Annotated in this window: 22 protein-coding genes and 2 riboswitches; of the genes, 9 read left to right on the forward strand and 13 right to left on the reverse strand. The window is 50.5% G+C overall.

Features of this window, described 5'->3' with window-relative positions; all coding sequences use genetic code 11:
* Nucleotides 1–61 precede the first annotated feature (61 nt).
* Entirely contained in the window at nt 62–1,153 is a 1,092-nt protein-coding gene (locus QU597_RS00435) for a hypothetical protein (protein WP_310830899.1), read from the forward strand.
* Nucleotides 1,154–1,230: 77 nt separating this feature from the next.
* Here the strand turns inward: QU597_RS00435 and QU597_RS00440 are convergent, their stop codons facing one another.
* On the reverse strand, nt 1,231–1,791 hold the full coding sequence (locus tag QU597_RS00440; protein ID WP_310830900.1) for a GNAT family N-acetyltransferase: 561 nt from the start codon (nt 1,789–1,791) through the stop codon (nt 1,231–1,233).
* Between the two features lie 70 nt (nt 1,792–1,861).
* Nucleotides 1,862–2,365, reverse strand: coding sequence for a tRNA adenosine(34) deaminase TadA (tadA, locus tag QU597_RS00445; RefSeq protein ID WP_369698836.1), 504 nt, complete (start codon nt 2,363–2,365; stop codon nt 1,862–1,864).
* A 323-nt stretch (nt 2,366–2,688) separates the two neighbouring features.
* Between tadA and QU597_RS00450 the strand changes: the two genes are divergently transcribed.
* Both QU597_RS00450 and rluF read left to right on the forward strand, forming a co-directional pair.
* Nucleotides 2,689–4,986 (forward strand): ATP-binding protein, encoded by a 2,298-nt coding sequence (locus QU597_RS00450; protein ID WP_310830901.1) that lies wholly within the window; start codon nt 2,689–2,691, stop codon nt 4,984–4,986.
* Nucleotides 4,987–5,006: 20 nt separating this feature from the next.
* Nucleotides 5,007–5,708, forward strand: coding sequence for a 23S rRNA pseudouridine(2604) synthase RluF (gene rluF, locus QU597_RS00455; protein ID WP_310830902.1), 702 nt, complete (start codon nt 5,007–5,009; stop codon nt 5,706–5,708).
* 86 nt (nt 5,709–5,794) lie between these two features.
* On the opposite strand, the gene motB is transcribed toward rluF, so the two are convergent.
* Nucleotides 5,795–6,610: a flagellar motor protein MotB gene (motB, locus tag QU597_RS00460; RefSeq protein WP_310830903.1), complete on the reverse strand. Its 816-nt coding sequence runs from the start codon at nt 6,608–6,610 to the stop codon at nt 5,795–5,797.
* A complete protein-coding gene (gene motA, locus QU597_RS00465; RefSeq protein ID WP_310830904.1) occupies nt 6,594–7,394 on the reverse strand; it encodes a flagellar motor stator protein MotA in 801 nt (266 codons plus the stop codon). Before motA ends, motB begins: the two co-directional genes overlap by 17 nt.
* Nucleotides 7,395–7,599: 205 nt before the next feature.
* On the opposite strand from motA, the gene QU597_RS00470 reads away from it, so the two are divergent.
* Both QU597_RS00470 and QU597_RS00475 read left to right on the forward strand, forming a co-directional pair.
* Entirely contained in the window at nt 7,600–7,893 is a 294-nt protein-coding gene (locus QU597_RS00470; RefSeq protein WP_206104919.1) for a hypothetical protein, read from the forward strand.
* Between the two features lie 237 nt (nt 7,894–8,130).
* Nucleotides 8,131–8,418, forward strand: a complete 288-nt coding sequence (locus QU597_RS00475; protein ID WP_310830905.1) for a 4a-hydroxytetrahydrobiopterin dehydratase — start codon at nt 8,131–8,133, stop codon at nt 8,416–8,418.
* Between the two features lie 87 nt (nt 8,419–8,505).
* On the opposite strand, the gene QU597_RS00480 is transcribed toward QU597_RS00475, so the two are convergent.
* The 6 genes from QU597_RS00480 to QU597_RS00505 all read right to left on the reverse strand — a co-directional run bounded on the left by QU597_RS00480 (nt 8,506) and on the right by QU597_RS00505 (nt 14,494).
* Nucleotides 8,506–8,862, reverse strand: coding sequence for a c-type cytochrome (locus QU597_RS00480; protein WP_206104920.1), 357 nt, complete (start codon nt 8,860–8,862; stop codon nt 8,506–8,508).
* 127 nt (nt 8,863–8,989) lie between these two features.
* Nucleotides 8,990–9,475 (reverse strand): GNAT family N-acetyltransferase, encoded by a 486-nt coding sequence (locus QU597_RS00485; RefSeq protein WP_310830906.1) that lies wholly within the window; start codon nt 9,473–9,475, stop codon nt 8,990–8,992.
* Between the two features lie 262 nt (nt 9,476–9,737).
* Nucleotides 9,738–10,229: a C40 family peptidase gene (locus QU597_RS00490; RefSeq protein ID WP_370656225.1), complete on the reverse strand. Its 492-nt coding sequence runs from the start codon at nt 10,227–10,229 to the stop codon at nt 9,738–9,740.
* 5 nt (nt 10,230–10,234) lie between these two features.
* Nucleotides 10,235–10,379, reverse strand: a riboswitch (cyclic di-AMP (ydaO/yuaA leader).
* A 382-nt stretch (nt 10,380–10,761) separates the two neighbouring features.
* Nucleotides 10,762–11,190 carry a C40 family peptidase gene (locus QU597_RS00495; RefSeq protein ID WP_310833192.1) on the reverse strand — a complete coding sequence of 143 codons (429 nt, stop codon included), beginning with the start codon at nt 11,188–11,190 and terminating at the stop codon, nt 10,762–10,764.
* A 72-nt stretch (nt 11,191–11,262) separates the two neighbouring features.
* Nucleotides 11,263–11,401: riboswitch (cyclic di-AMP (ydaO/yuaA leader) on the reverse strand.
* A gap of 235 nt (nt 11,402–11,636) precedes the next feature.
* Nucleotides 11,637–12,467, reverse strand: a complete 831-nt coding sequence (locus QU597_RS00500; protein WP_310830907.1) for a hypothetical protein — start codon at nt 12,465–12,467, stop codon at nt 11,637–11,639.
* 11 nt (nt 12,468–12,478) lie between these two features.
* A complete protein-coding gene (locus tag QU597_RS00505) occupies nt 12,479–14,494 on the reverse strand; it encodes a M1 family metallopeptidase (RefSeq protein ID WP_310830908.1) in 2,016 nt (671 codons plus the stop codon).
* A 105-nt stretch (nt 14,495–14,599) separates the two neighbouring features.
* Between QU597_RS00505 and QU597_RS00510 the strand changes: the two genes are divergently transcribed.
* The gene (locus tag QU597_RS00510; RefSeq protein WP_310830909.1) at nt 14,600–15,106 is read left to right on the forward strand and encodes a YwhD family protein; all 507 of its coding nucleotides are present in this window, start codon (nt 14,600–14,602) and stop codon (nt 15,104–15,106) included.
* A 110-nt stretch (nt 15,107–15,216) separates the two neighbouring features.
* Here QU597_RS00510 and QU597_RS00515 read toward each other — a convergent pair whose 3' ends face one another.
* The 3 genes from QU597_RS00515 to QU597_RS00525 form a co-directional block, all read right to left on the reverse strand.
* A complete protein-coding gene (locus QU597_RS00515; protein ID WP_310830910.1) occupies nt 15,217–15,681 on the reverse strand; it encodes an AbrB/MazE/SpoVT family DNA-binding domain-containing protein in 465 nt (154 codons plus the stop codon).
* A gap of 221 nt (nt 15,682–15,902) precedes the next feature.
* Entirely contained in the window at nt 15,903–16,592 is a 690-nt protein-coding gene (locus QU597_RS00520; protein ID WP_310830911.1) for a DNA-3-methyladenine glycosylase, read from the reverse strand.
* Nucleotides 16,593–16,692: 100 nt separating this feature from the next.
* Nucleotides 16,693–18,762, reverse strand: a complete 2,070-nt coding sequence (locus QU597_RS00525; RefSeq protein ID WP_310830912.1) for a transglycosylase domain-containing protein — start codon at nt 18,760–18,762, stop codon at nt 16,693–16,695.
* A gap of 274 nt (nt 18,763–19,036) precedes the next feature.
* On the opposite strand from QU597_RS00525, the gene QU597_RS00530 reads away from it, so the two are divergent.
* The 3 genes from QU597_RS00530 (at nt 19,037) to QU597_RS00540 (ending at nt 21,963) form a co-directional block, all read left to right on the forward strand.
* Nucleotides 19,037–20,209: a beta propeller repeat protein gene (locus QU597_RS00530; RefSeq protein ID WP_310830913.1), complete on the forward strand. Its 1,173-nt coding sequence runs from the start codon at nt 19,037–19,039 to the stop codon at nt 20,207–20,209.
* Between the two features lie 210 nt (nt 20,210–20,419).
* Nucleotides 20,420–21,277 (forward strand): carbon-nitrogen hydrolase family protein, encoded by an 858-nt coding sequence (locus tag QU597_RS00535; protein ID WP_310830914.1) that lies wholly within the window; start codon nt 20,420–20,422, stop codon nt 21,275–21,277.
* Between the two features lie 17 nt (nt 21,278–21,294).
* Nucleotides 21,295–21,963, forward strand: coding sequence for a GNAT family N-acetyltransferase (locus QU597_RS00540; RefSeq protein ID WP_310830915.1), 669 nt, complete (start codon nt 21,295–21,297; stop codon nt 21,961–21,963).
* Nucleotides 21,964–21,982: the final 19 nt, after the last annotated feature.

Here is a 21,982-nt window from a genome sequence, read left to right on the forward strand (position 1 = left end):
TGCGAAATGGTTTATCATTAGGAGGGGAAATAATTTCTTTACATGGGAGAGGAGAACAATAATGATTAAAAAATGGGGGTTGTCAGCTGCTGCATTGTTGCTTACAGCTGCAGTGATTTTACCCGGATGTGCAAGTAAAGAACAGGCGCCTAAAGAGGCGTTGAAGTCGGCTGCAACCAAAGCCATGACAATGACATCTTATGAAATGCAGAGCAAGCTCACAGTGAATAATCTGACTATTGATGCACCTGCAGGGGAAACCGATGGAACTACGGGCATGGTGCTAAATATGCTGAAGAATGCGGATATTTCCGTGAACGGAGTTTATCAGGCCGATCCGAGGCAGACTGAATTAACGCTGGTGCTGAATCTGAAGGGCGATATGGCCATGACCTTCAATATCCCGATGGTGATGACCGGGGAAACTCTGTATGTCAAAATACCTTCAATTCCGCTCCTACCGCTTCCTGAGACTATTGTAGGCAAGTTCCTGAAGATGGATCTGAAGGATTTAGCGGAACAGGAAGGTGTTGAGTTCAACCCTGCTTCACTGGATACTAAGAAAGCGCAGGATCTCACCAATGAAGTGCTGAGCACGCTGCTGGGTGAGTATGATGAAAAGACCTATTTTTCAGACGTGAAGCCTAAGGATGCCGCATTGCCTGAGGGTGTAGAAGCCAACCAGGTTGTACGGTTCCAGGTGACTAATGATAACGTCAAAGAAGCGATCACAATTCTTGTAAATAATGCATTGCCTAAGATTATTGATATCCTGAGTAAAGAAGAATACAAAGAAATGCTGCAAATTGATGAGGCTGATCTGGCCAAAGCCAAGGAAGAGCTGCAATCCAGCGAGACCCGGGCAGAATTCGATAAAAGTTTGGCGGACCTGGGCAACTATCTTACAGTTAACAAGTTCCAGCTGAACACTGCAGTCAACAAGGATGATTTCCCGGTGTATCAGGATCTGCTGATGGACATTGTGGTTAAGGATCCGGAGCAAGGCCAAAATGTGAGCTTGTCACTAACCGGAAGCAATCAATACAGTAAGATTAATGAGAAACAAACCTTCACGATTGGTATACCTGAGGGTGAGAATGTCATTACAATGGAAGAGCTGCAGCAGCAGTTTGGCGGAATGAGCACTTACTAATCTTTTAAAATGAGAAAAACCTGCAGGAAGGCGAATCGCTCGCACTTCTGCAGGTTTTTTGCGTGTTAAGGTTGGATTTATTCCGCCAGGAAGTCGTCTGCCAGAATGGCATAGGTCCGGTGATCCTGCCATTCCCCGTTGATCTTAAGGTAGCGGCGGGCGACACCTTCAGCCTGAAAGCCGTTTTTCTCCAGCACCCGGCGTGAGGCATCATTATGAAGCAGGATAGCTGCCTGCACCCTATGGAGCGCAAGGCCACGGAAGGCATAGTCCAGAATCAGCCTGGCGGCAGCAGTTGTATAACCCTTGCCCTGGAAGGTATGATCTATAAAATAGCCGAGGTCGCCATATTGTGCTACACCGCGTACGATATTGGAGATAGTGATCTGTCCGGCCAGTTGCCCGTCCAGCAGGAAGATTCCAAACATATAGCCCCTGTCCTGGTCTGCATCGTTCATACGCTGGCTGATCAGCAGCTCCTGGCTTTCAAGTGTAAAATAATCGGCCTCACGCAGCGGTTCAAACGGCTGATGATGTTCCCTGTTACGCAGACGCAGCTGGAGCAGATCATTTGCGTCCTGCTTCTGCAGCAGGGAAAGGTAGATGCCCTGAGCATTATTGTAAAGCTTAAATGACATGGTGATCCTCCTATTATCCGCAAGTGGCAGCGTAGATGATGGGCTTTATAGCCTTTGGTACAAAAACGGACTAGAGCTTCGGCGGCCTCTGCCGCAACCGGCGGAAGAAGGAAGTTAGCAGCTCTGCGCATTCTTCCTGCAGGACACCTTGAATAACCTCGGTCCGGTGGTTGAATCTCGGTTCCTCCAGCAGATTCATAAGTGTGCCGGCGCAGCCCGCTTTGGGATCTGTGGTGCCGTAGACAGTTAACGGCAGCCGGGACTGAACCATCGCCCCTGCGCACATGGGGCAGGGCTCCAGCGTCACATACAGCTGGCAGTCAAGCAGTCTCCAGGAATTCAGCGCTGTGCTGGCTTCCCGGATGGCCACCATTTCGGCATGTGCAGTAGAGTCCAGCGTAGTTTCGCGCAGATTGTAGCCGCGTCCGATAATCTCGCCGTGACGAACAACCACTGCGCCGATGGGCACCTCGCCCAGGCTTTCAGCTTTTCGGGCTTCCGCAATGGCCTCTCTCATCCATAATTCGTGAATCGCCAGTTCTTCCGCCGACAGTTCACCGGTTTGAATATTCAAGCTCATCTTCCCTTCTAATAACCCTCTTTGTACAACGAACAAATATTCGTTCTTAACAAATTGTGCATAACTCTGTGGATAACCGCCGACTTATACACAATATTGTGCACATCGCCATTTAATAAATTGTTTATATGTGAATAGCCTGTGGATGGTTTTCACCTTTTCTTCTTGCTATTGTAGAGAAACCGCCCTTAAAATTCAATGTTTTATGGAGGAGAGCCAGATTTGAAATGTCTTTTCAAATGGTTAGGCAAAAGGTATGATATTCATGAACACTCCGCTTGATTTTTTTACCAGCGGATAAGAGGTGAAAAAGCAGCTTGTCCATAAAAACTAAATTATCAGCTATTATTTTTGGTTCGGTATTGTTAATCCTGGCACTCAATTTAACGCTGAACCTTTATACAGCCCGCAATAACCTGCGCAGTGAAAGCGAAAATAATATGAGGATGACGGCTATGCAGATTGCGGTCTCCTTCGAGCAAAGCAACTACAGCTCCAATTATGTACAGCAACAAATGGCCCAGAATCTTCGGCTGGCTGCCATACTTGCCGCTGAGGAGCTTGATCCGGATATTAAGAATGTGAATAACAACCAGCTGAAGAAGCTGGCAAAAAAGCTTGGTGTGTCTAATATTTCACTTCTTGTCAAAACTGATGATGACATTGTAGTGGCTAAATCCTCCGATCCTGCCGAGCTTGGGCTGTCTACCAGGGGCATGGATTATTGGTATGTAGCTTTACTTGAGCTGTTTGCAGGTCAAAGAGTATCGGTTAGGCAAGGCCAGACCCTTGAGAATTTCTGGTCAGGGCCCTTTGAATTCTCTACCTCCACTCCCAAGTACATCGAGAAATGGGGATATTACCGCGATCCGTCGAGAAACTATATTATCGATCCTTATATCCGCAGTACGGCAGTAAGTGACTATGTGAGAATTATGGAGCCCGAGGAACTGATCCAGCGATCTAAGGAAGTCAACTCGGGACTATTAGAGATCACAGGAATTAACCCCAAAAGCTTTGGTTCGGAGAGCATGCAGCCTGATGGCTCCGACAGTGTCAATTATAAGCTGCAAAACCGACCGATTCAGTATGGAACCTATATTTATGGTAACGTTGAAGAAGACAGGGTGGCGATCATGGCGGCGCTGAGCAAGGATGCCCCAGTTACACTGGAAACAGAAGCGCTGGGCAAAAGAGTGCTCAAAAGCTTTATCCCGATTAGCCAACCGGGCATCGATGACTATGTGATATGTGTGGTAATGGATTATTCGGTAATCTCTTCGGTAATCAAGAAGGAGCTGGTTAATAATATTACGACATCGGTGCTGCTGTTAGTCATCTTTTTCGTATGCAGCTATGCACTGGCTGGTGTTGTTACCCGTCCTATTCAGGATATTCTGCGAAAGGTCAGTGATGTTGCTGTTGGCAAGTTTGAGTCCCCGCTGAATGTGGACAGCCGTGACGAGCTGGGGCAGCTGGCCAGCCGGATCAATGCCATGACCTCACACCTGCTTCAGCACACGAATCAGCTGGGCAAGACGCTCGAAGAGAACAGGGCGGTTAAAGAGCATCTGGAGTCCGTCATCAACGGCACCTCGGATGCGATCCACACCGTAGACATGGAGGGCCGGATCACCAGCACCAACAGGGCTTTTGAAGAGCTGTACGGCTGGAATGCGGCTGATGCACAAATTAAGATGCCTTATCTGGTGCCGGCTACGGCGCAGAAGCAGGAAGAAGCGAGGCTGCAGGAGCTGAAGAATGGAGCTGTTCTGCCGCCGATAGAGACGTTCAGACTCAAGCGTGACGGATCGATTGTGGAGGTCAGCGTCAGTACCTCGATCATCCGTGATGAAGATGGCCGCCCGCAATCGTTTGTACATGTCTCCAGGGATATGACCGAACGTAACCGGATTGAAGAACTGCTGAGACGATCTGAAAAACTGACTACTGTTGGCCAGCTTGCGGCTGGGGTAGCCCATGAAATCCGTAATCCGCTTACGACACTCCGCGGATTCCTGCAGCTCCAGAAAGAGAAGGGTCTTCTCATACCGCTCCATATTGATCTGATGCTCTCAGAACTGGAACGGATCAATATGATTGTGAGTGAATTTCTGATTCTGGCCAAGCCGCAGGCTGTCCACTTCCAGGAGAAGGATGTGCGGCACATTCTGAATGATGTCATTTCCCTGCTGGGCAGCCAAGCCCATCTCTTCGGCATTGAATTTGAGTCGCAGTTCTCTGAGCAGCCTGCAATGGTACATTGTGAGGAGAACCAGTTGAAGCAGGTATTTATAAATATCGTTAAAAATGCAATTGAAGCTATGCCTGAAGGCGGCACCATCACCGTTAAGCAGCAGACGAAGGAGAATTCTGTTATCATTGTACTCTCGGACGAAGGCGAGGGAATCCCTGAGGATATGCTGCCGAAGCTGGGTGAGCCTTTCTTTACGAATAAGGAAACAGGAACAGGTCTTGGGCTGATGGTCAGCCAGCGGATTATCCAGGCCCATAAAGGCAGTATGGAAATTCGCAGTGAATACGGCAGCGGGGCTGAAATTACAATTATACTGCCTGCAGCACGTGAGCCGGGACCCCAGTCAAGGATTGATTAAAGAACGGAGTGAAGACAGAAGTGAGAATTAATAAATTCATCAGTGAGACAGGATACTGTTCACGCCGTGAAGCAGACAAGCTGGTTGAGAGCGGAAGGGTGACCATCAACGGAGAGCGTGCTGTGCTTGGCAGCCAGGCCTCTACGGGTGATAAGGTGCTGATCGATGGAAAAGAGCTTGAAACGGGCAGCAAGGTCGTTTATATCGCTCTAAATAAACCGGTGGGCATCACCTCCACCACAGAAGCCCATATTCAGGGCAATATCGTTGATTTTGTGGGCCATCATGAACGTATTTTCCCGATAGGCCGGCTCGATAAAGATTCAGAAGGCCTAATCCTGCTTACTAATGACGGCGATATCGTCAATAAAATATTGCGTGCTGAAGGTAAACACGAGAAGGAATATGTTGTAACGGTAGACAGACCAGTTACACCGTCCTTTATCACAGGGATGTCGAGTGGAGTCAAGATCCTTGGCGGCAAGACGCTTCCCTGTGAAGTGACACGGATAAGTGAGCGGGTATTTCGCATCATTCTGACCGAAGGAAAGAACCGGCAGATCCGCCGTATGTGCAGTGCTTTTGGTTATGAGGTTAGACGCCTCCAGCGTATCCGTGTTATGAACATTCGCCTGGGAACCTTACAAACCGGTCAATGGCGCGAGTTATCGGCACAGGAGAAGCAGGAGCTGGGAGCCATGCTGAATTATGAACTACAGTAGCGGCCAAAAAACGGGGCAATAGCCAAAAGTAAAGAGCTGTTCGGCGGGGAGACCCGGAGAACAGCTCTTTATTTGCACACTGGCACTTATTTGCCGGAAGGAACAACGGTTGTAGTATTCGCTGCCTCCTGGTATTTACGAAGGATGGAGACTTCTACACGGCGGTTCTTGGCCCGTCCGGCCGCAGTAGTATTGGGGGCAATCGGATGATATTCCCCGTATCCGATCGGACTGAACTTGACGGGATTCAGGTTCGGGTTCAGCAGCAGAATTTTCATGAAATGAAGTGCACGGTCTACGCTGAGGTCCCAGTTGGACGAGTAGCTGCTGTTGGAAATCGGAATGTTATCCGTATGTCCCTGCACCAGCACATCGTAATCGGGAAATTGCTGCAGCATGCTTGATATCGACTTAGCCAGCTGGCGCGACTCATCTTTTACCTCTGCCTGTCCGGACGCGAACAGGGCGTTGTCGCTGATCGTAATCATCAGCTGCGACTGATTCAGCTTGGTGCTGAGCAGATCGCTAAGCCCGTTTTTATCAATATACTGATCGAACTGCTTCTTCAGCTTCTCGAGATCCTCTTGTTCCTGTTTACGCAGCTTGGCAAGATCGGATTCTCCCGTATTTTCGGCAACGACACTGTCCATCTTATCATTCTTGCCCTGATCGAGCTGGGACTTAGTAGGAGTCGCTGACCGTTGGTCGAGAATGCCTGTTCCGCCGTTCAGCGCGTTGCTGAAGGCCTGGCTCATTTCTTCAAATTTCTTGGCGTCTGTAGCACTCATGGCGTACATAACGAGGAACAGGGCGACCAGCAGTGTCATTAAGTCAGAATAGGGCAATAGCCAGGATTCGTCGGCATGCTCTTCGTGTTCTTCATGTCTAGTCTTTTTGCTCACTCGAGCCGCCCTCCTTACTGCTTAGCTTGGCACGCTCCGAAGGAGTCAGGAAGACAGACAGTTTCTGGTTAATAGCGATGGTTGAAACCCCTGATTGGATGGACAGCAGCCCCTCCACCATCATCAGTCTGATTTGTATTTCTTTTTTGGAGATTCGTTTGAGCTTGTTAGACATCGGGTGCCACAATACATAACCGGTGAATATACCGAGCAGAGTAGCTATAAATGCGCCGGCGATCGCGTGGGCCAGAATTTCCATATCACTCATATCCGCAAGTGCGGCAATCAAGCCGATAACGGCCCCGAGTACACCAAGTGTTGGAGCATACATACCCGCCTGGGAGAAAATCAGCGCTCCGGCTTTATGTCTATCTTCTGTAGCATGGATATCTTCCATCAAAACATCACGGACAAATTCCTGATCGTTGCCGTCGATAATCATGCGCATCCCGTTTCTCAGAAAATCGTCCTCGATTTCGTCTACTTTGGATTCAAGCGCCAGCAATCCTTCACGCCGGGTAATGGATGCCCATTCCATAAACAAAGTGATCAGATCAGACTTTTGCACCATTTTCTGCTGAATAAAGAGCAGCTTGAACAATTTGGGAATACTTTTGATTTCCGACATCGGAAAGGCCATGAAAATGGAGGCTGTTGTACCGAGAAAAATGATGAGATAAGCTGCGGGAGTGTTCAAGCTGGTAAGCGGAGCATGCTTGAGCACCATCCCATAAAGGACTGCAATCAGACCAAAGACCAAACCAAGTATTGTTGAAATTTCCATTTATGCACCTCGTCCATGAGAATTAAGAAGTGATCCGTTATAACCGCATATATCATCCTTGAACAGCGGCGGGACACCCTGTGTGTAATAAAATCACGTATATTCTTATTTATCGTCAGCATTCCCTTTTTTGTGAAGTCATTTTTTCGGCTATAATGGGTAAGGTAAGTTATTATTCATCTGTGGAGAAAACGGAGTGATAGACGTGGGTGTTAAGCACGGAAGAGATTACAGCGAGATCTTAAATGAACTGACGGAAGCCGTTGGGCGTATTTCGGACGGGTATCTATTCTTTGAAATGGAGCCGGACGAATGGCAGGAGCTGCCGCAGGAATCGAAGATGGAAGTATGGGAAGCGCTGGCAGAGGATCTGTTTTATGCGCTTGGCAATGAGCCTATGATTCAGGTGGGCAGCGGTGTTGTGATCTATGATAAGGAGACGCACCGGATCAACATTTTGCTTGGTGAGGAAGATTTGGCATCGGTGGTTCTTGTCTAGAGCGGATGCAGCGGCAGGCGGCAAGTTTGCCCGGCGGCTGCGGCACGTGGTAAAATTGAGGCTGACGAGTGCTATTTGCCGGGAATTGAGAATACATTAAACCGAAAAAAAGCCTTCATCCTGGCGCATCCCTTGGTCTTTTAGAAGCTAAGGGATGTTTTGTTTAAGGCTTTATAGAGTAGGTAAAGAACTGGGTTGTACGGACTTTACTGCTAATTTAGTAAGGGAGGAAGCAAATTGCAATTTACAGAGGAAGAACTGCGTGAGCAGATAAGTAAGCTGGAGGGGTGGAAGCTGGACCAGGGGGGTGTGGTGCGCAAATATATGTTCAACGAATATATGAAGGGCATTGCCTTTGTGGATGAAGTAGCCGCCATATCTGAGGCCTTCGATCATCATCCGCATATTACCATTGACTACAAGACTGTGATCCTGCGCTTATCGGCAAAAGAAGAGAGCGGCCTCGGAGCGCTTGATTTCCGCCAGGCCCATGAATTTAATGAAGCCTTTGAGAAAAACCGCTAGGACACTGTTCAATATATTGCATATAAAAATGCCCGTGTTCAGGATAATCCGTTTATCCTCACACGGGCATTTTGTATAGTGGGCCAGTTACTTCTTCTCTGCAAGCCATAGGGCGACGTTTGCGATTTCCTCAGGAGCCAGCTTATCCTTAAAGGAAGGCATTTGCCCGCGTCCCTTGGAGACGATACTGTAGATGCCTTCAGCATCGTGTTCGCTGCCCTCATGCTGCAGACTCGGTCCTACATTACCCTGAAGCTGATCGCCATGGCAAGAAATACAATTGGCTGTAACGATTGCTTCTGCACTTGCGGCATCCAGTGTGACTTGCGGCATCGTCGGCTTACTTTCTTCTGCGACCTCTGCTTTGCCTGGCAGTGTGAACAAGAGCACTACCGCAAAGGCGCAGGCGGCGAAAAACAAACCGCTCATGATCCATTTCTGCATCTCCATCCGTCCCCTCCATGTAAGCTGCTTTCTTCATTATACCGAATGGTAAAGCGTTGTCATAGAGTTTGTGTCAAAAAAAGGAACGATTTTCGTTGCATAATTTAAAAGTTACCTGTATTTAGTGTTATTTATCATAGACCATGCAATAAAAAGGCCTATCGCCACTTGGAGTGCGGCGTTCATACGTGTCGGTGATGGTGAAGCCGCATTTCTGGTATGTTCGAATAGCCCGTTGGTTCCAGGTCAACACCTCCAGATCGATTTCCCGTTCCGGGTAACGCTTCAGGGCAGCCTGCACAATGGCTCCCATGAACAAATGGCCCATTCCGCGACCGCACAAGTCCGGCCGCATGCCGATGCCGAGCCTGACCACACCCTCCATCGGGAACAGCTGTGCGAAGCCGCAAAGATCTCCTTGCTCGTTCACTACGGATACATACTGTTGACTGCGCAAAACCGGATCTCCGAATTCAATACCGAGCGCCTGCATTTGCTCCCAGGGCATCCATCCGTAGATATTATAGGGCGGCTTATAAATCCACTCACAGATATTCTCGGCATGGCTGGGTTCCATAGGAACAACATGAAAGGTAACAGGGGAACTGATCATAATGGCACAGGCCTCCTTTCAAGAGGACAATACTCTATCCATATACTTAATTATATACAAAACAGGCCCCAGTCAACTCAGCTATTTTTCAAAAACAGGAGAAACTTGACAAACCCAAAAAAATATTTTATGAAATGGCGAAAATTGAGGGGAATAGGTGTTTTACAGATGAGGGGAGGGGTAAGTATTTTTATAGACAAAAAAAAAGGCCTTCCCCAAGATTTCGGCAAAAATCCTGGAAAAGCGCCTCTCTCATAACCTTTTATTGCACATCATCATTATCTTGTGAATCTGTTGCTACAGTCTGATAAGCATCCGTGCTCATGATGCGTTTGGCGCCAACGTAGCGGTTGACGTAGTAGCTGTCACTCAGCGAGCTGATGGTTACGCCGCGAGAGGATGAAGCGTGTGCGAATTTGCCATCACCGACATAAATGCCTACATGGGATACGCCACGGCCGCTTGTATTAAAGAATACAAGATCGCCTTCCCGCAGATTGTCACGGGAGATGGCAGTGCCCATCTGGTATTGGGAGCCGGATTGATGCGGCAGGTTAATGCCGATCTTGTCAAATACGTACATGGTAAATCCGGAGCAATCAAAGCCGTTTGTCGATACACCGCCGGATACGTATTTAGTTCCGATGGCTTTGTCGATGACTTTATCCATTTTGGAATCGGCGAAAGCGCTTCCTGCTCCAATGGTAAGGATGATAGAAAAACTTAATAATGCGGCTGCTAACTTCTTCTTCAAAAGTAAATACCCCTTCCAAATGCCTACGAGGTTAGCTTAAGGGTTCGGTTGAAGGTCCCCTATGACCCCTCTGTGAATAGGAGGTCAATTCACCCAAAAATTGGTTCCCCCGTTCCCCTTATGAATAAGGGAACTCGGCACGACTGTTGATTAGGATTAGCTGATCAATCAATATGACAAAACTTTTGTAAAACCCATTTGAATAATTACAAAAATGTTACTATAAGTTCACTGCGATAATTGTAACAAAGACAGAGCCAGTTGGCAATCACTTAAAACATATTAATGCATATTATTTGCACTTTTTAAGAGTCATATCTGCTAAAAAAGGCGCATATTTACGCCCGGCGTAAGCTATTTCTCTGAACAGGTTGGAATTTTTAGTAAAAAGGTGTTTCATGGGCCCTGAATCTGTGTAAAAGGTAGAATAAGGAAATAAAAAGGAAAGACCCGGAAATGATTACGGCAATAATCAGCTTCCGGGCCTGTATAAGTTACATTTAGTTGTTAGAGGCGAAATTGAGGAGAAGAATCAATCGTAAGCGACAGCCTGGTAAGCTGTTGTGCTCATTACACGTTTGGCGCCAACGTAGCGGTTGGCCCAGTAAGAATTGCTCATTGAAGTGATAGTAACGCCGCGGGAACTGGATGATTGTGCAAACTTCCCGTTTCCGACATAAATGCCGACATGGGATACCCCACTGCCCAAGGTATTGAAGAATACAAGGTCGCCGGGACGGAGATTACTCTTGGAGACGGCGGTTCCTACGCTGAATTGCGCTTTAGAAGTGCGCGGCAAGGTAAGGCCGACGCTCTTAAATACGTATTTGGTAAATCCAGAACAATCGAAGCCGGCAGTGCTTGTGCCCCCGGTTTTATACGACGTTCCCAGCGTTTTTGTAATCACGGTATCCATTTTGGAGTCGGCAAATGCGCTTCCTGCCCCCAGTGTGAATACCATCACAAGACCTAGCGCTGCTGCGGTGCATTTCTTCTTAAGATTGGTGCGGAAAATATTGTGACTTTTCAAAAGATGTACTCCTTCCAAGGCCTGCGAGGTTAGCTTAAGGATTCGGTAGAAGGTTCCCCTATGACCCCTCTAAAGCGAGATCAATTCACCCAAAATATGGTTCCCCCACTTCCCGGTGCTGGGAATTTGGCGATTTATGCACCAGAACAGTGACTGCGTATCGACAATGTTGAAGTGATTAAGGTACATACATTTTGTCAAAATAGTTTCAAAAGATTACAAAGTTGTTACCAGTGGTACAGGCATCATTGTATCAAAGGTTTTATAGTTTTGCAAATCCCCCGAAACCTTCACTGGAATCTCCAATAACGGGCAAAAGAGTCACATCCCTGTGTCAGGGATAGTGACTCTTTTAATATGCCGTTTAAACAGCTGAATTATTGTGGAAATGTTTTACTGCTCCAGAGGTGATATTGTGCGGCAATTCCCCACATTTTGAACAGCGTAGAGGGGAGCGGCGAGAATTGCCGGAACAGCAGGGCTGACATACCGGGGCACAGCAGTGAAGTTCCAAAACCCAGCAAAAGGGTAACCAGTCCGCCGGAACCAAGCAGGAGGGAAGCGCCGGTAGAGGGGAGCAGCACTTTCAGACAAGCCAGCACGGCGGAGAACATGCCGGTTCCGGCGGTGTAACCGAACTGCATGTACAACAGCACTATGCGGATGCAGTACAGATAGATCAGCCAGGCAAGCAGGTATGGAACCAGCCTCAGCAGCAGCTTGTAGTCAAAAATACCGCTTAACAGCAGCGTGTACATTTTGGGCAACAGCCAATAGAGCGGGAGCGCTGAGAGAAACCATTCGGCCAGGCTGAACACCAGAACCGGCAGCCCGTAAAGCTTCATACCGGGGAAAAAGAACAGTCCTCGTTCTCCTTTACGCTCCTGATGCAGCTCATGCAGCAGCCCGGCACGGATGAACGGGGAGAGCAGCAGCCGCAGCGCGGATAATGCCAATAGCATCCAGAGCCAGCGCTGGACACCGGGATCGCCGCTGAGCGCGAACTGCCCCTCGATGTAGTACAGCAGCCTCCCGATACCGCTGCCTCCGGCGTGGATGTCAGGATAACGCAGAAGCACCGGGATGATAGCTGACCTGATGAACCTGTACAAAAAATAGCCCCAGAGCAGCCGGTAGATAAATAGCAGAATCAGAATATAAAATTGCTCCTTCATGCTGATCCAGCCGCGGGATATCGCTCTTTTCACAATCCTTCACCTCACCAGACAAGAGTTCCGAGCAGAGTTTCAAGCAGTTTGGTTGATACTAGCGTCCAGCGGGAGAGTGTCTTCGGCGCAAGCTCCGCCAGCATGAAATTATTAAGGTGCTTGCTCTCCAGCAGAATGGAGTGGTCAGGATCAATCTCTACGGACATAAGAGGCGCTTTGTAGGTTAGCTGAAAATTGGCCGCCTTCTGCCCGCCATTCCAAATTTTCCGTACCGTGTATCCGTCCGAAAAGGTGAATTTTATGGGTACATCAGCATACTGGCTGCCTTTGTTGCTCACCTTTACCATAAATTTATAGCGGCCGTTCTCTCCCTCTGCGCTACTCTTGGCGATGCTGGTCTTTATATTGTCTACTGAGAAATCGGGCGACCCGCCGCTGTATATATATTGGTCGAAATAAGCCTGCCATGATTTTTGGGTTACCTTTTCTACGATCTTTTGGAAATCCTCTGTAGAAGGGTGATGAAACCTGTACTTGCGGGCATACGCCAGCATAATAGCGTCCATGGTTTTGGTTCCGGTCTGCCGTTCGATATCCTTAAGCACCAGCTTGCCGCGGATGTACACATTGCGGGTATAACCGTCAGCGGTAGTGTATTTCCAGGTTTCCAGATTAAGCGGCTGCGAGGTGGAAACGAGACTGGCCTGCAGGGCAATGTTGGAGGAGACACCGTATTCCTGCTCCATCAGACGGTCTTCCGCATAGGAGGTGAAGCTTTCATCCAGCCAGGCCTCTTCAAATTCGTTATTCGCCACCATGCCGTAAAAGTACTGATGGCCAATCTCATGGATGACGGTGCGCTCCAGCGAGGTGCCGGGGGAGCTTTCGGCAGCGCCGAAGGCGGTAACCAGCGTCGGATACTCCATTCCGCCTGCGCCATTTCCCTCTTTTGGGGGTACGATAATCGATAAGGTGGAATAAGGGTAAGGTCCATACCATTTGCTGAAAGCGGTTAGAGCCGCCTTGGCCGCCTGGAAATAACGCTCCTGCAGATCCTTATGCAACGGGTCCAGATATAGCTTGATTCGTACACCCGGCACATTCGGGGCAGAGAAGGCTTCCTCAGCAACTACGAAATCGGGGGAAGCGGCCCAGGCGAAGTCGTGAACATCATCTGCATAAAATTGATAGATCTTCCGGTCCTGCTTGATCTGGGCGCCCTTTACCGGAAAGCCGGTTGCCCCAACCGTGTAGTTTGCGGGGACTGAAATGGTAACGTTGTAAATACCGAAGTCGCTGTAAAATTCGGAAGTGCCATGGTACTGGTGTAAATCCCAGCCTTCCGCCTTTACTCCCCTAGTTCCTTTAGGCTCGTAGACGCTGAGCTTGGGAAACCACTGTCCTGCCATTACGAAGTTTCCTGCAGTTCCCATGCGGGCGAATATTTTCGGAAGCTTGACCTCAAACCGGATTTTGAGGGTTACACTTTCTCCGCCGTTCACCGGCTGCGGAAGATGGACCTTTACAAGCGTCTTGTCGTTTACATTTCCGTCATCGGGCTGCACATACTGCAGACGCTGCATAAGTGAGACTCCTTCGGTGGTCCGCAGGTCGGTAATGGTCATGCTGCCGAATCCGTCCGCCGGCATCGTGTCCCCGCGCAGCTCGCCTCCGGATTCCTTCATAAACGTAGTTTTTTCAGAAGCAAAGGCGTTTGGATAGAGATGAAAGTAGAGCTCTTGTACGGGCTTTTGACCAGGATGGATCCAGGTTACCGTCTCGGAGGCCTCAAGTAGGCCTGTATCCGGGATCAGCCGTACATCGATATGGTACTCGGCAACACGCTGGCTTAATGCCTCAGAAACCGGAATCGGCTTACTCTCGGGAAGTTTTGGCTGCGCAGCTTTGGACTGAGGCACGGCAGCAGGGGACTTGGCCGCTTTTGGCGCAGCAGCGGACAGAACGGCGGGGCTGTGCCCTGAAAGAACCCATATGGCGCCTCCCAGCAGGGCGAGGGCGGCCAGGGTCGCAGAGATGATTATGTACCTTAATGACAGTGGCTTCATAACTGTGATTCCTCCCGTGACAAGCATCTACGGGATGTATATGTTTGCATTCGCCGCATTATTAGCTAAAATTAAATTATTAGTGAAAGGGAAGGATGTGCACTTGTGGATAACGTACAACCGGAGGGGAAGAAGCAGATTGCTTTGAATATTGTGAACGCGAAGAGCAAGCATAAAGGCTTCGGCGCCGGATCCATTGATCTGAACAACGTATCGCCAGTCATCATTGACGGCGGTGAAGCAGTTATCGATATCGGTGCCATGCATGCCAAGAGCAAAGTGGAGAAGGGAATTAAATTCTCTACGAACCGTGAGGATGTTCCGGCTGGAAGACAGGTTTGGGTGGTGTGGGTAGCAGTGGACCGTACGCCGGAGGGTCAGCTCTACGGAGGCATTACCGCCTGCGAGATGTGGATTGACTCTGAGGCGCGCCGCGGCTGGAAGATCCTTGCCGATCATGTGAATAAGCTGGACGCCGCCCTGAAGCGGAAGATTATTCTGGATGGACTGGGTGCAGCGGAAAAGGCAGCGCTGAAATCACTGCTGATCTCCCACAATGAGGAATGGTGGGCAGCCACCTCCGATGAGCTGAAGTCTGCACTGGCTGAATAGCAGCAGGTAATACCCTGCAAGGTTAACATGAAAAGGCTTGGACCTTCGTGATCAGAAGGTCCAAGCCTTTGTTATATTGGATGAGGGATCAAGGATGTTGTAACAGAATGCTATTTGCCCGGTGCACTGATCTTACGCTTGAGCTGGCTTACTCTGGCCTGGCTGATGCCAAGCACCCCGGCGAGCTCCTTCTGGTTGGCGTACGGGTGCTCCGCCATAGCCTTCTCCAGACGCTGGCTCATTTCTTCGGTTTTCGTTCTCCGGCCGTTACGGATAGTTTCATCTTCAGCAGGGCCTTCAAGCGGTTCGGCTTCCGCAGAGAGGCGCACCGGATCTCCCAGCTCCTTGAGGCAATTGTTGCAAATAAACTGATCCTTGTAGTAGGTCACGTGGTCGAGGCTCCGGCAAAAAGTGCATTCCGTTGATGTGTACTTTCGGAGAACGATGATCTCCTCATTCAGGATAAAAAATTCGATAGGGTCCCCAATGTCGATATTTCGTGTCATACGGATTTCTACGGGAACCACAATTCTGCCAAGACTGTCTAAACTCCGGATCATGCCTGTATCCTTCATCTCATGTCCCTCATTTACATCAATATATTTTTTTGCGGATATATACGATTATAGCAGTTATTGTAAGTTTAGAGAACGGGGAAAGCGCATTCATTTATAACCTTGGAGAAATACAGGAAAGGCCTCCCGTTTTGGAATGCCAAGGCGGGAGGCCGATTAGGGTTCTCTTCTTTTTACCCAATAAATCGATGCAGAAACCATAGAATACATCCTGATCTTGTTTACCTCAGGTTGAAGGGCTGCTCCAGCTTATCCTTTACTGAAACGTAAGGGTTATTCCTGAGATAGAAGCGCCAGGGAAGCTGTGCGTATTCTTCTGCGTAAGGAATATTAATGCGCGGGGCCTGGACAATATCCAGGCTCTCCGCCGGGTTCCCCTGTTCCAGCCAGAGGGGGCTGCCTTGTACATCCAGCCGGCGGCCGTTAAGGCTTTTGTCGATCCGGAGAGCACGGCATAGCTTGCCCGGGCCTCCTGAGAGCCCGGAAGGGTTCCTGTAAGCAATGCCGCGGTAGGCCGACATCTGCGCAGCATCACCGGGTGTTAGCGGCTCTACCGCCCGGATCAGCACGGCGTGCGGGTCGCCTTCGCCGGAAGTAACCACATTGAGGCAATGGTACATGCCGTATATAAGGTAGATGTAGATTGTTCCGCCGGAGCTGAACATCACCTCCGTCCGTGCGGTTCGGCGGCCGCCAAAGGCATGGCTGCCCTTGTCTTCTATCCCTCCGTAGCTTTCTGTCTCTACGATACGGCAGCGGATCTCCCCGTCCTCTGTGCGCCGGACCAAATGCTGGCCCAGGAGAAGAGGTGCAGCCTGCAGTGCCGGTAGCCTGTATAAATCGGGTGACAGCAGACGCCGAGGGCGGACGGTTTCCCGGCTCGATCCGTCCTCGTGTTCATTGCAGTCCATAGTTGGAAAGCCCCTTTCCTGGCAAAGCGGGCGCTAAGGCATTACGCCATGCCGGTGATGTTCCCATCGTATACCCAGAATCATTGGGGCTGCAACAGGGCTAGTTCATCCACCACCGTTTGATATCATTCCACAGAGAATGCTCTTCCTTGCCCGGGTCAGCTGTACCTGGGGAGCCTTCTGCCGGAGCAGTTTCCCCGCCGGTGCCGTGCTGGTCACAGTACTCCGTGGGCTCTGTGCCGCTGATGAAGGTCTCCAGCTCTTTCTCTGGACAAGCGGCTGTGGCGAGCTTGCCGGATTGCGGATTGATGTAGACGCTGACCACCCCGTCGGGAATGGGGAAAATTTTCGGAGGCACGTTGGCCAGTGCTTTTTCTGTGAATTCGGCAAAGATCGGGGCGGCCCGCCGCCCATCGGACGTAGCGATATCGCGGCCCTTGTCATATCCTACCCAGACCGCGGTGGACAGCTCCGGCGTAAATCCGACCATCCAGCCGTCGGTATCAGTCGTTCCTGTCTTGCCGGCCACAGGACGCTTGATAATTGCTGCTACGCGGTTGCCCGTGCCGCCGCTCTCAAAGACGCCTTCCATCAGCCGGGTCAGGACATAGGCTGCTGCCGGCTCCACAACCTTTTCTCCCTGATCCTGAGGAGCCTCGTAGATCAGATTACCTTTGGAATCGGTAATTTTCAGAATGGCGGTCGCCGGCTGCCTGATGCCTCCGCCGCCGATCACAGCAAAGGCAGAGGCCATCTCCAGCGGACTGACAGGAGAGGTGCCGAGCGCGAGGGAAGGCACGCTTTGCAGCGGGCTGCCGATTCCCATCTTGGCCGCCATTTCTGCGACTTTATCTGCGCCTATTTTCATAATCGTATTTACCGCATAGATATTGTCGGAAGCGGCGATAGCCTGGCGCATATTGATCTCCCCGAGGTATTTGTCGCCGAAGTTTTTGGGCTGGTAGGTTTTGCGGTTGTTGTCGTAATGGAACAGCGTCGGCTGGCTGTTGAATACCGACAGGCCGGTCATCGTCTTTGAAGAGAGGGCCGTTAGATACATGATTGGTTTAAAGGATGACCCCGGCTGGCGGGTCGTCGCCAGAGCATGATTGAACTGGTTGGTACGATAATTTTTCCCGCCCACCATTGCCTTGATATAGCCGGTGCGCGGATCGATGGATACCAGCGCTGTCTCCAGTTCACTGGCGGCATCCATTTCTTTATCAACGGCCTCCTCAGCAGCCTGCTGCATATCGGGATCAAGGGTGGTAAAGACATTCAGTCCGCCAAGCTCCAGTTCATCACTGCTGATATGGAGTGTGTCCAGGACAAGCCCGCGCACATAATCACGGAAATAAGGGGCGAGAACGGTAGTATTCTTCTGGCCCTGTGGTTTGAAGCTTAAGGTCTCCTGTGCCGCCGCCCGGGCTTGTACCGCTGTGATGTCACCTACCTCTACCATGGCTGACAAGATGATGCCTTGCCGTTTCTTGGCATTCTCCAGATGGGTATACGGTGAATAATAGGTGGGCCCTTTAGGAATTCCGGCAAGCATTGCACTCTCTGCCAGATTAAGATCTGCAGCTGCTTTGCCAAAATACATCCGGGCCGCTGCTTCAATTCCATATGCGCCATGACCGTAATAGATTTCATTTAAATACATGTTCAGAATTTCGTTTTTGCTGTACTTCATCTCAAGCTGCATCGTGTAAAGGGCTTCCTTGGATTTGCGGGTCCACGTCTTTTCGTGGGTAAGATAAAGATTGCGAGCGAGCTGCTGGGTCAGGGTGCTGGCTCCCTGCGTGCGTTTTCCCGCCTCCACATTGGCAAGCACAGCCCGTGCCATTCCTTTCAGGTCAAAACCGGAATGATCATAAAATTTGCGGTCCTCCACGGCCAGGGTAGCCTGGATAAGCTGCGGGGCTATCTGGCTCAGTGTAACAGGGTCCCGGCTGCGTCCGTCCGTAGTAAAGGTGGTCAGTACATTGCCCCGGGAATCGAGCAGCTTGGAGCGGATATCATCGCCGATCGGCGGAAGCGGTTTGTTGTATAGATAGCCTAGTAGTGCTCCGGCAGCCAGCAGGAACAGCACGGCCGTGGCGGCCAGCAGCCGGACCAGCCGGCGGAGGCGGTGTCTCTTGACTTTGGGTTTAGCGGTATCACGCGGCATGGCTTCAGGCTCCTTGTCCTTCAAAATTACGAAACGGCCATGGGTATCTTGGCAAAGATTTGGCTAGTTAGTTTTCATTATGGGGAAGGTGGGGCTCAGATATTCAAGGCAGCGATACTTTATGCAAAAAGGAAGCCTATCAAGCGGACCTGGCAAAACGGTAACCAAATTGTTTTCTTTTTGTGATCTTCTCCGGGTAGATAGAGGAGCGGGCGGGGAGTATAACAGAGTAGTGTCAGTTCTAAAGGGTATATATACCACAGGAGGTGTTATCATGAATTGGACCCTGAATATACGCTTAAGAGTGCTAACTCTTCTCTCATGCGGGCTTCTGGCTGCCTCAGTCTGGGGAACAGCGGCGCCGGCCCAGGCAGCAGCGGCACCGGCCTGCGGCAGCGGGGATCATGGTTTGCTGCAGCAGCTGCAGGCCAAGCATTCCGCTGCAGAGGAAACGCCGCTCAGCTTCACGGATATCCAATTTCTCAGCGGAGATACAGGACGGGCTGCAGGCAGCGGCTTTATGATCGGTACATCAGATGGCGGCTGCCATTTCCAAAAAATCTATGAAGGCCAATGGAATTTCCGGCAAATCTCTTTCCCGGATAATGTGCATGGCTGGGCTCTAGCTTCCGTTAAGGAGGGTACGGATGCCTATCTCATCGCTACGGCTGACGGAGGTTCAACCTGGAAGAGAATCTCGGAAACGGCAGTGGGGTTTGAAAGAATTGCATTCACGGATAGTAAGCACGGCTTTGGTTACGTGCGTGCCTTTACGTATTACACAGAAGACGGAGGACTCAGCTGGAGCCAGATCAAGACCCCGGCGAATACACGCGGCGCAGAGTTCAGCAGCCGGAGTAACGGCTGGGCGGTGGTGGTAGCGCCTGGAGAAGGCTACCGGATCATGAAAACCACGGATGGCGGGGCATCATGGAAGCTTTCCCTGAAATCAGCCTTTGCCTACCCGGAGTATGGAAGAGTATATGCCAAAGGTGATCAGGTGTACGCGTTTCTGTATGGCGGAACAGGGATGTCCCAGACCTCTTATTCGCTGTACGCCAGCAGCAATCAAGGGGGAAAGTGGAACCGTGTGATTGCTGAGGATACTGCAGGCGGCGGACCGGCACCGGGCAGCGGCACAGCATTGCTTAAGAAAGGTCCTGCTTCAGGCAAGCCTGGCAATATGCAGCTGGTCGGCAACAGCACAGCCTTTCTGGTCGGTTACTCTCCCGCAGGCGAAAAGGTTGCCGTCGGCCGCACCTTTACGGGGGGCAGACAGTGGGCTAATCTTCCGCCTATTGCCGGTTTTGACGGGATTATTTCCTTCCCGGACAGCAAGGACGGCTGGATGGCTGTACGGGGCCAGAACAGCTCTTCCCTGTACGCCACCAAAGACGGCGGCGCGACCTGGAAGGTTAAGTTTACTTTTAAGGGAACAGAACAGTAGGATATTAACTAAACTAAATCGGCATGGGCTAAGGAAGGCGGCTCCTTTAGGGGCCGCTTTTTTCTGTAAAATGACAGCACCCTGCACTTTGTCACTATAATCCCGGCTGAGTGTGATTTTGGCCTTCAGTATGGTAAAATTTTAGTTACTTTATCAGGACTGTCGTGTGTAAACGCAGAACCTGCAGACGAACCTTAGGAGGACTGGAGAATGGCTTTCCGCGTATCCGCCGTTCAATATCATTTACATACGATCTCCTCGTTTGAGGAATTTGCCGCCCAGTGCGAGCACTATATAAAGACAGCCGAAGAATACGGCACGGACTTCATTCTGTTTCCGGAGTTTCTTACGACCCAACTGATGTCTATCGGAGACAGCCGGGGAAAGGCCTCAGGCATTGAAGACCTCCCGCAGTTTACTGAACAATACCGGGACATGTTCTCGGGGTATGCCCGGAAGTACAACGTCCATATAATTGGGGGAACCCATGTGCTGCGCCGGAATGATAAGCTCTATAATGTAGCACATCTCTTTTATCCTGACGGAAGAATTGCCGAGCAGGCCAAGCTTCATATTACACCCGCTGAGGTAGAGGGCTGGAATATGGGTGCAGGAGAAGAGCTTGAGGTTTTCCAGACGGATAAAGGGACTATCGCCATGCTGACCTGCTACGACATCGAGTTCCCGGAAATTGTCCGCATGGCCAGAGCCAAGGGCGCTGATGTAATCTTTTGCCCGTCCTGCACAGATGACCGCCACGGATTTCACCGGGTCCGCTATACCAGCCATGCCCGTGCCATTGAGAACCAGATTTACGTTGTGCTGACAGGAACTGTGGGATCACTCCCTACCGTGGATCTGATGCGCGCCAACTTCGGCCAGGCTGCGGTAATTACACCGAATGATATTCCCTTCCCGCCAAAAGGGCTGCTGGCCGAAGGCGAAATTAATGATGATATGATCATTACAGCCGATCTGGATCTGGAGCTGCTCTACCGTGTCCGGGAACGCGGGTCCGTGACTACCTGGCGCGACCGGAGAACAGATCTTTATACGGACTGGACGTAAAGGGGGCAGGGGAAGAGATGTACTATAAGACCTTTTATGCCTTTGACGGCAAAGTGCCGGTCCCGGCGGTTATACGTAATTATACGGCAGCGGATTTTGATGACCTGATCACCATTCAGTCCGAGGCCTTTCCACCCCCCTATCCTGCCGAGTTATGGTGGAACCGGGAGCAGCTCCGGAATCATGTGGAGTTTTTTCAGGAGGGCGCGTTATGTGTTGAAGTGAACGGAGAACTGGCCGGCTCGGTTACGGGCCTGAAGATTCATTTTGATCCGGAAACACCGCAAGTTCATCATACCTGGTCCGAGGTTACAGCGGACGGGTACATTACTACGCACCAGCCTGACGGAGACACGCTGTATATCGCCGATCTTTGTGTGCGTCCCAAATACCGTAAGCTTGGGCTCGGTAAAGAGCTGGTGCAGTCGCTGTATCATGTGGTGGTAGAGCAGGGACTGGAACGGCTGCTTGGTGCAGGACGGATGCCGGGCTACCATACAGAAGCGTCCCGGATCTCTGCGGAGACGTATCTTGCAGAGGTTACTGCCGGCAGGCTGACTGACCCGGTAATCACCTTTTTGCTGCGCTGCGGGCGGACTCCGCTCGGTGTAGTGGAGGGATATCTGGAAGACGAGGAATCCTGCAATTATGCTGCACTGATGGAGTGGCGCAACCCTTTTCAATAGAAGACAGTACTGGAGGAGA

The sequence above is a fragment of the Paenibacillus pedocola genome, assembly GCF_031599675.1.
Classification (GTDB): Bacteria; Bacillota; Bacilli; order Paenibacillales; family Paenibacillaceae; genus Paenibacillus_AQ; species Paenibacillus_AQ pedocola.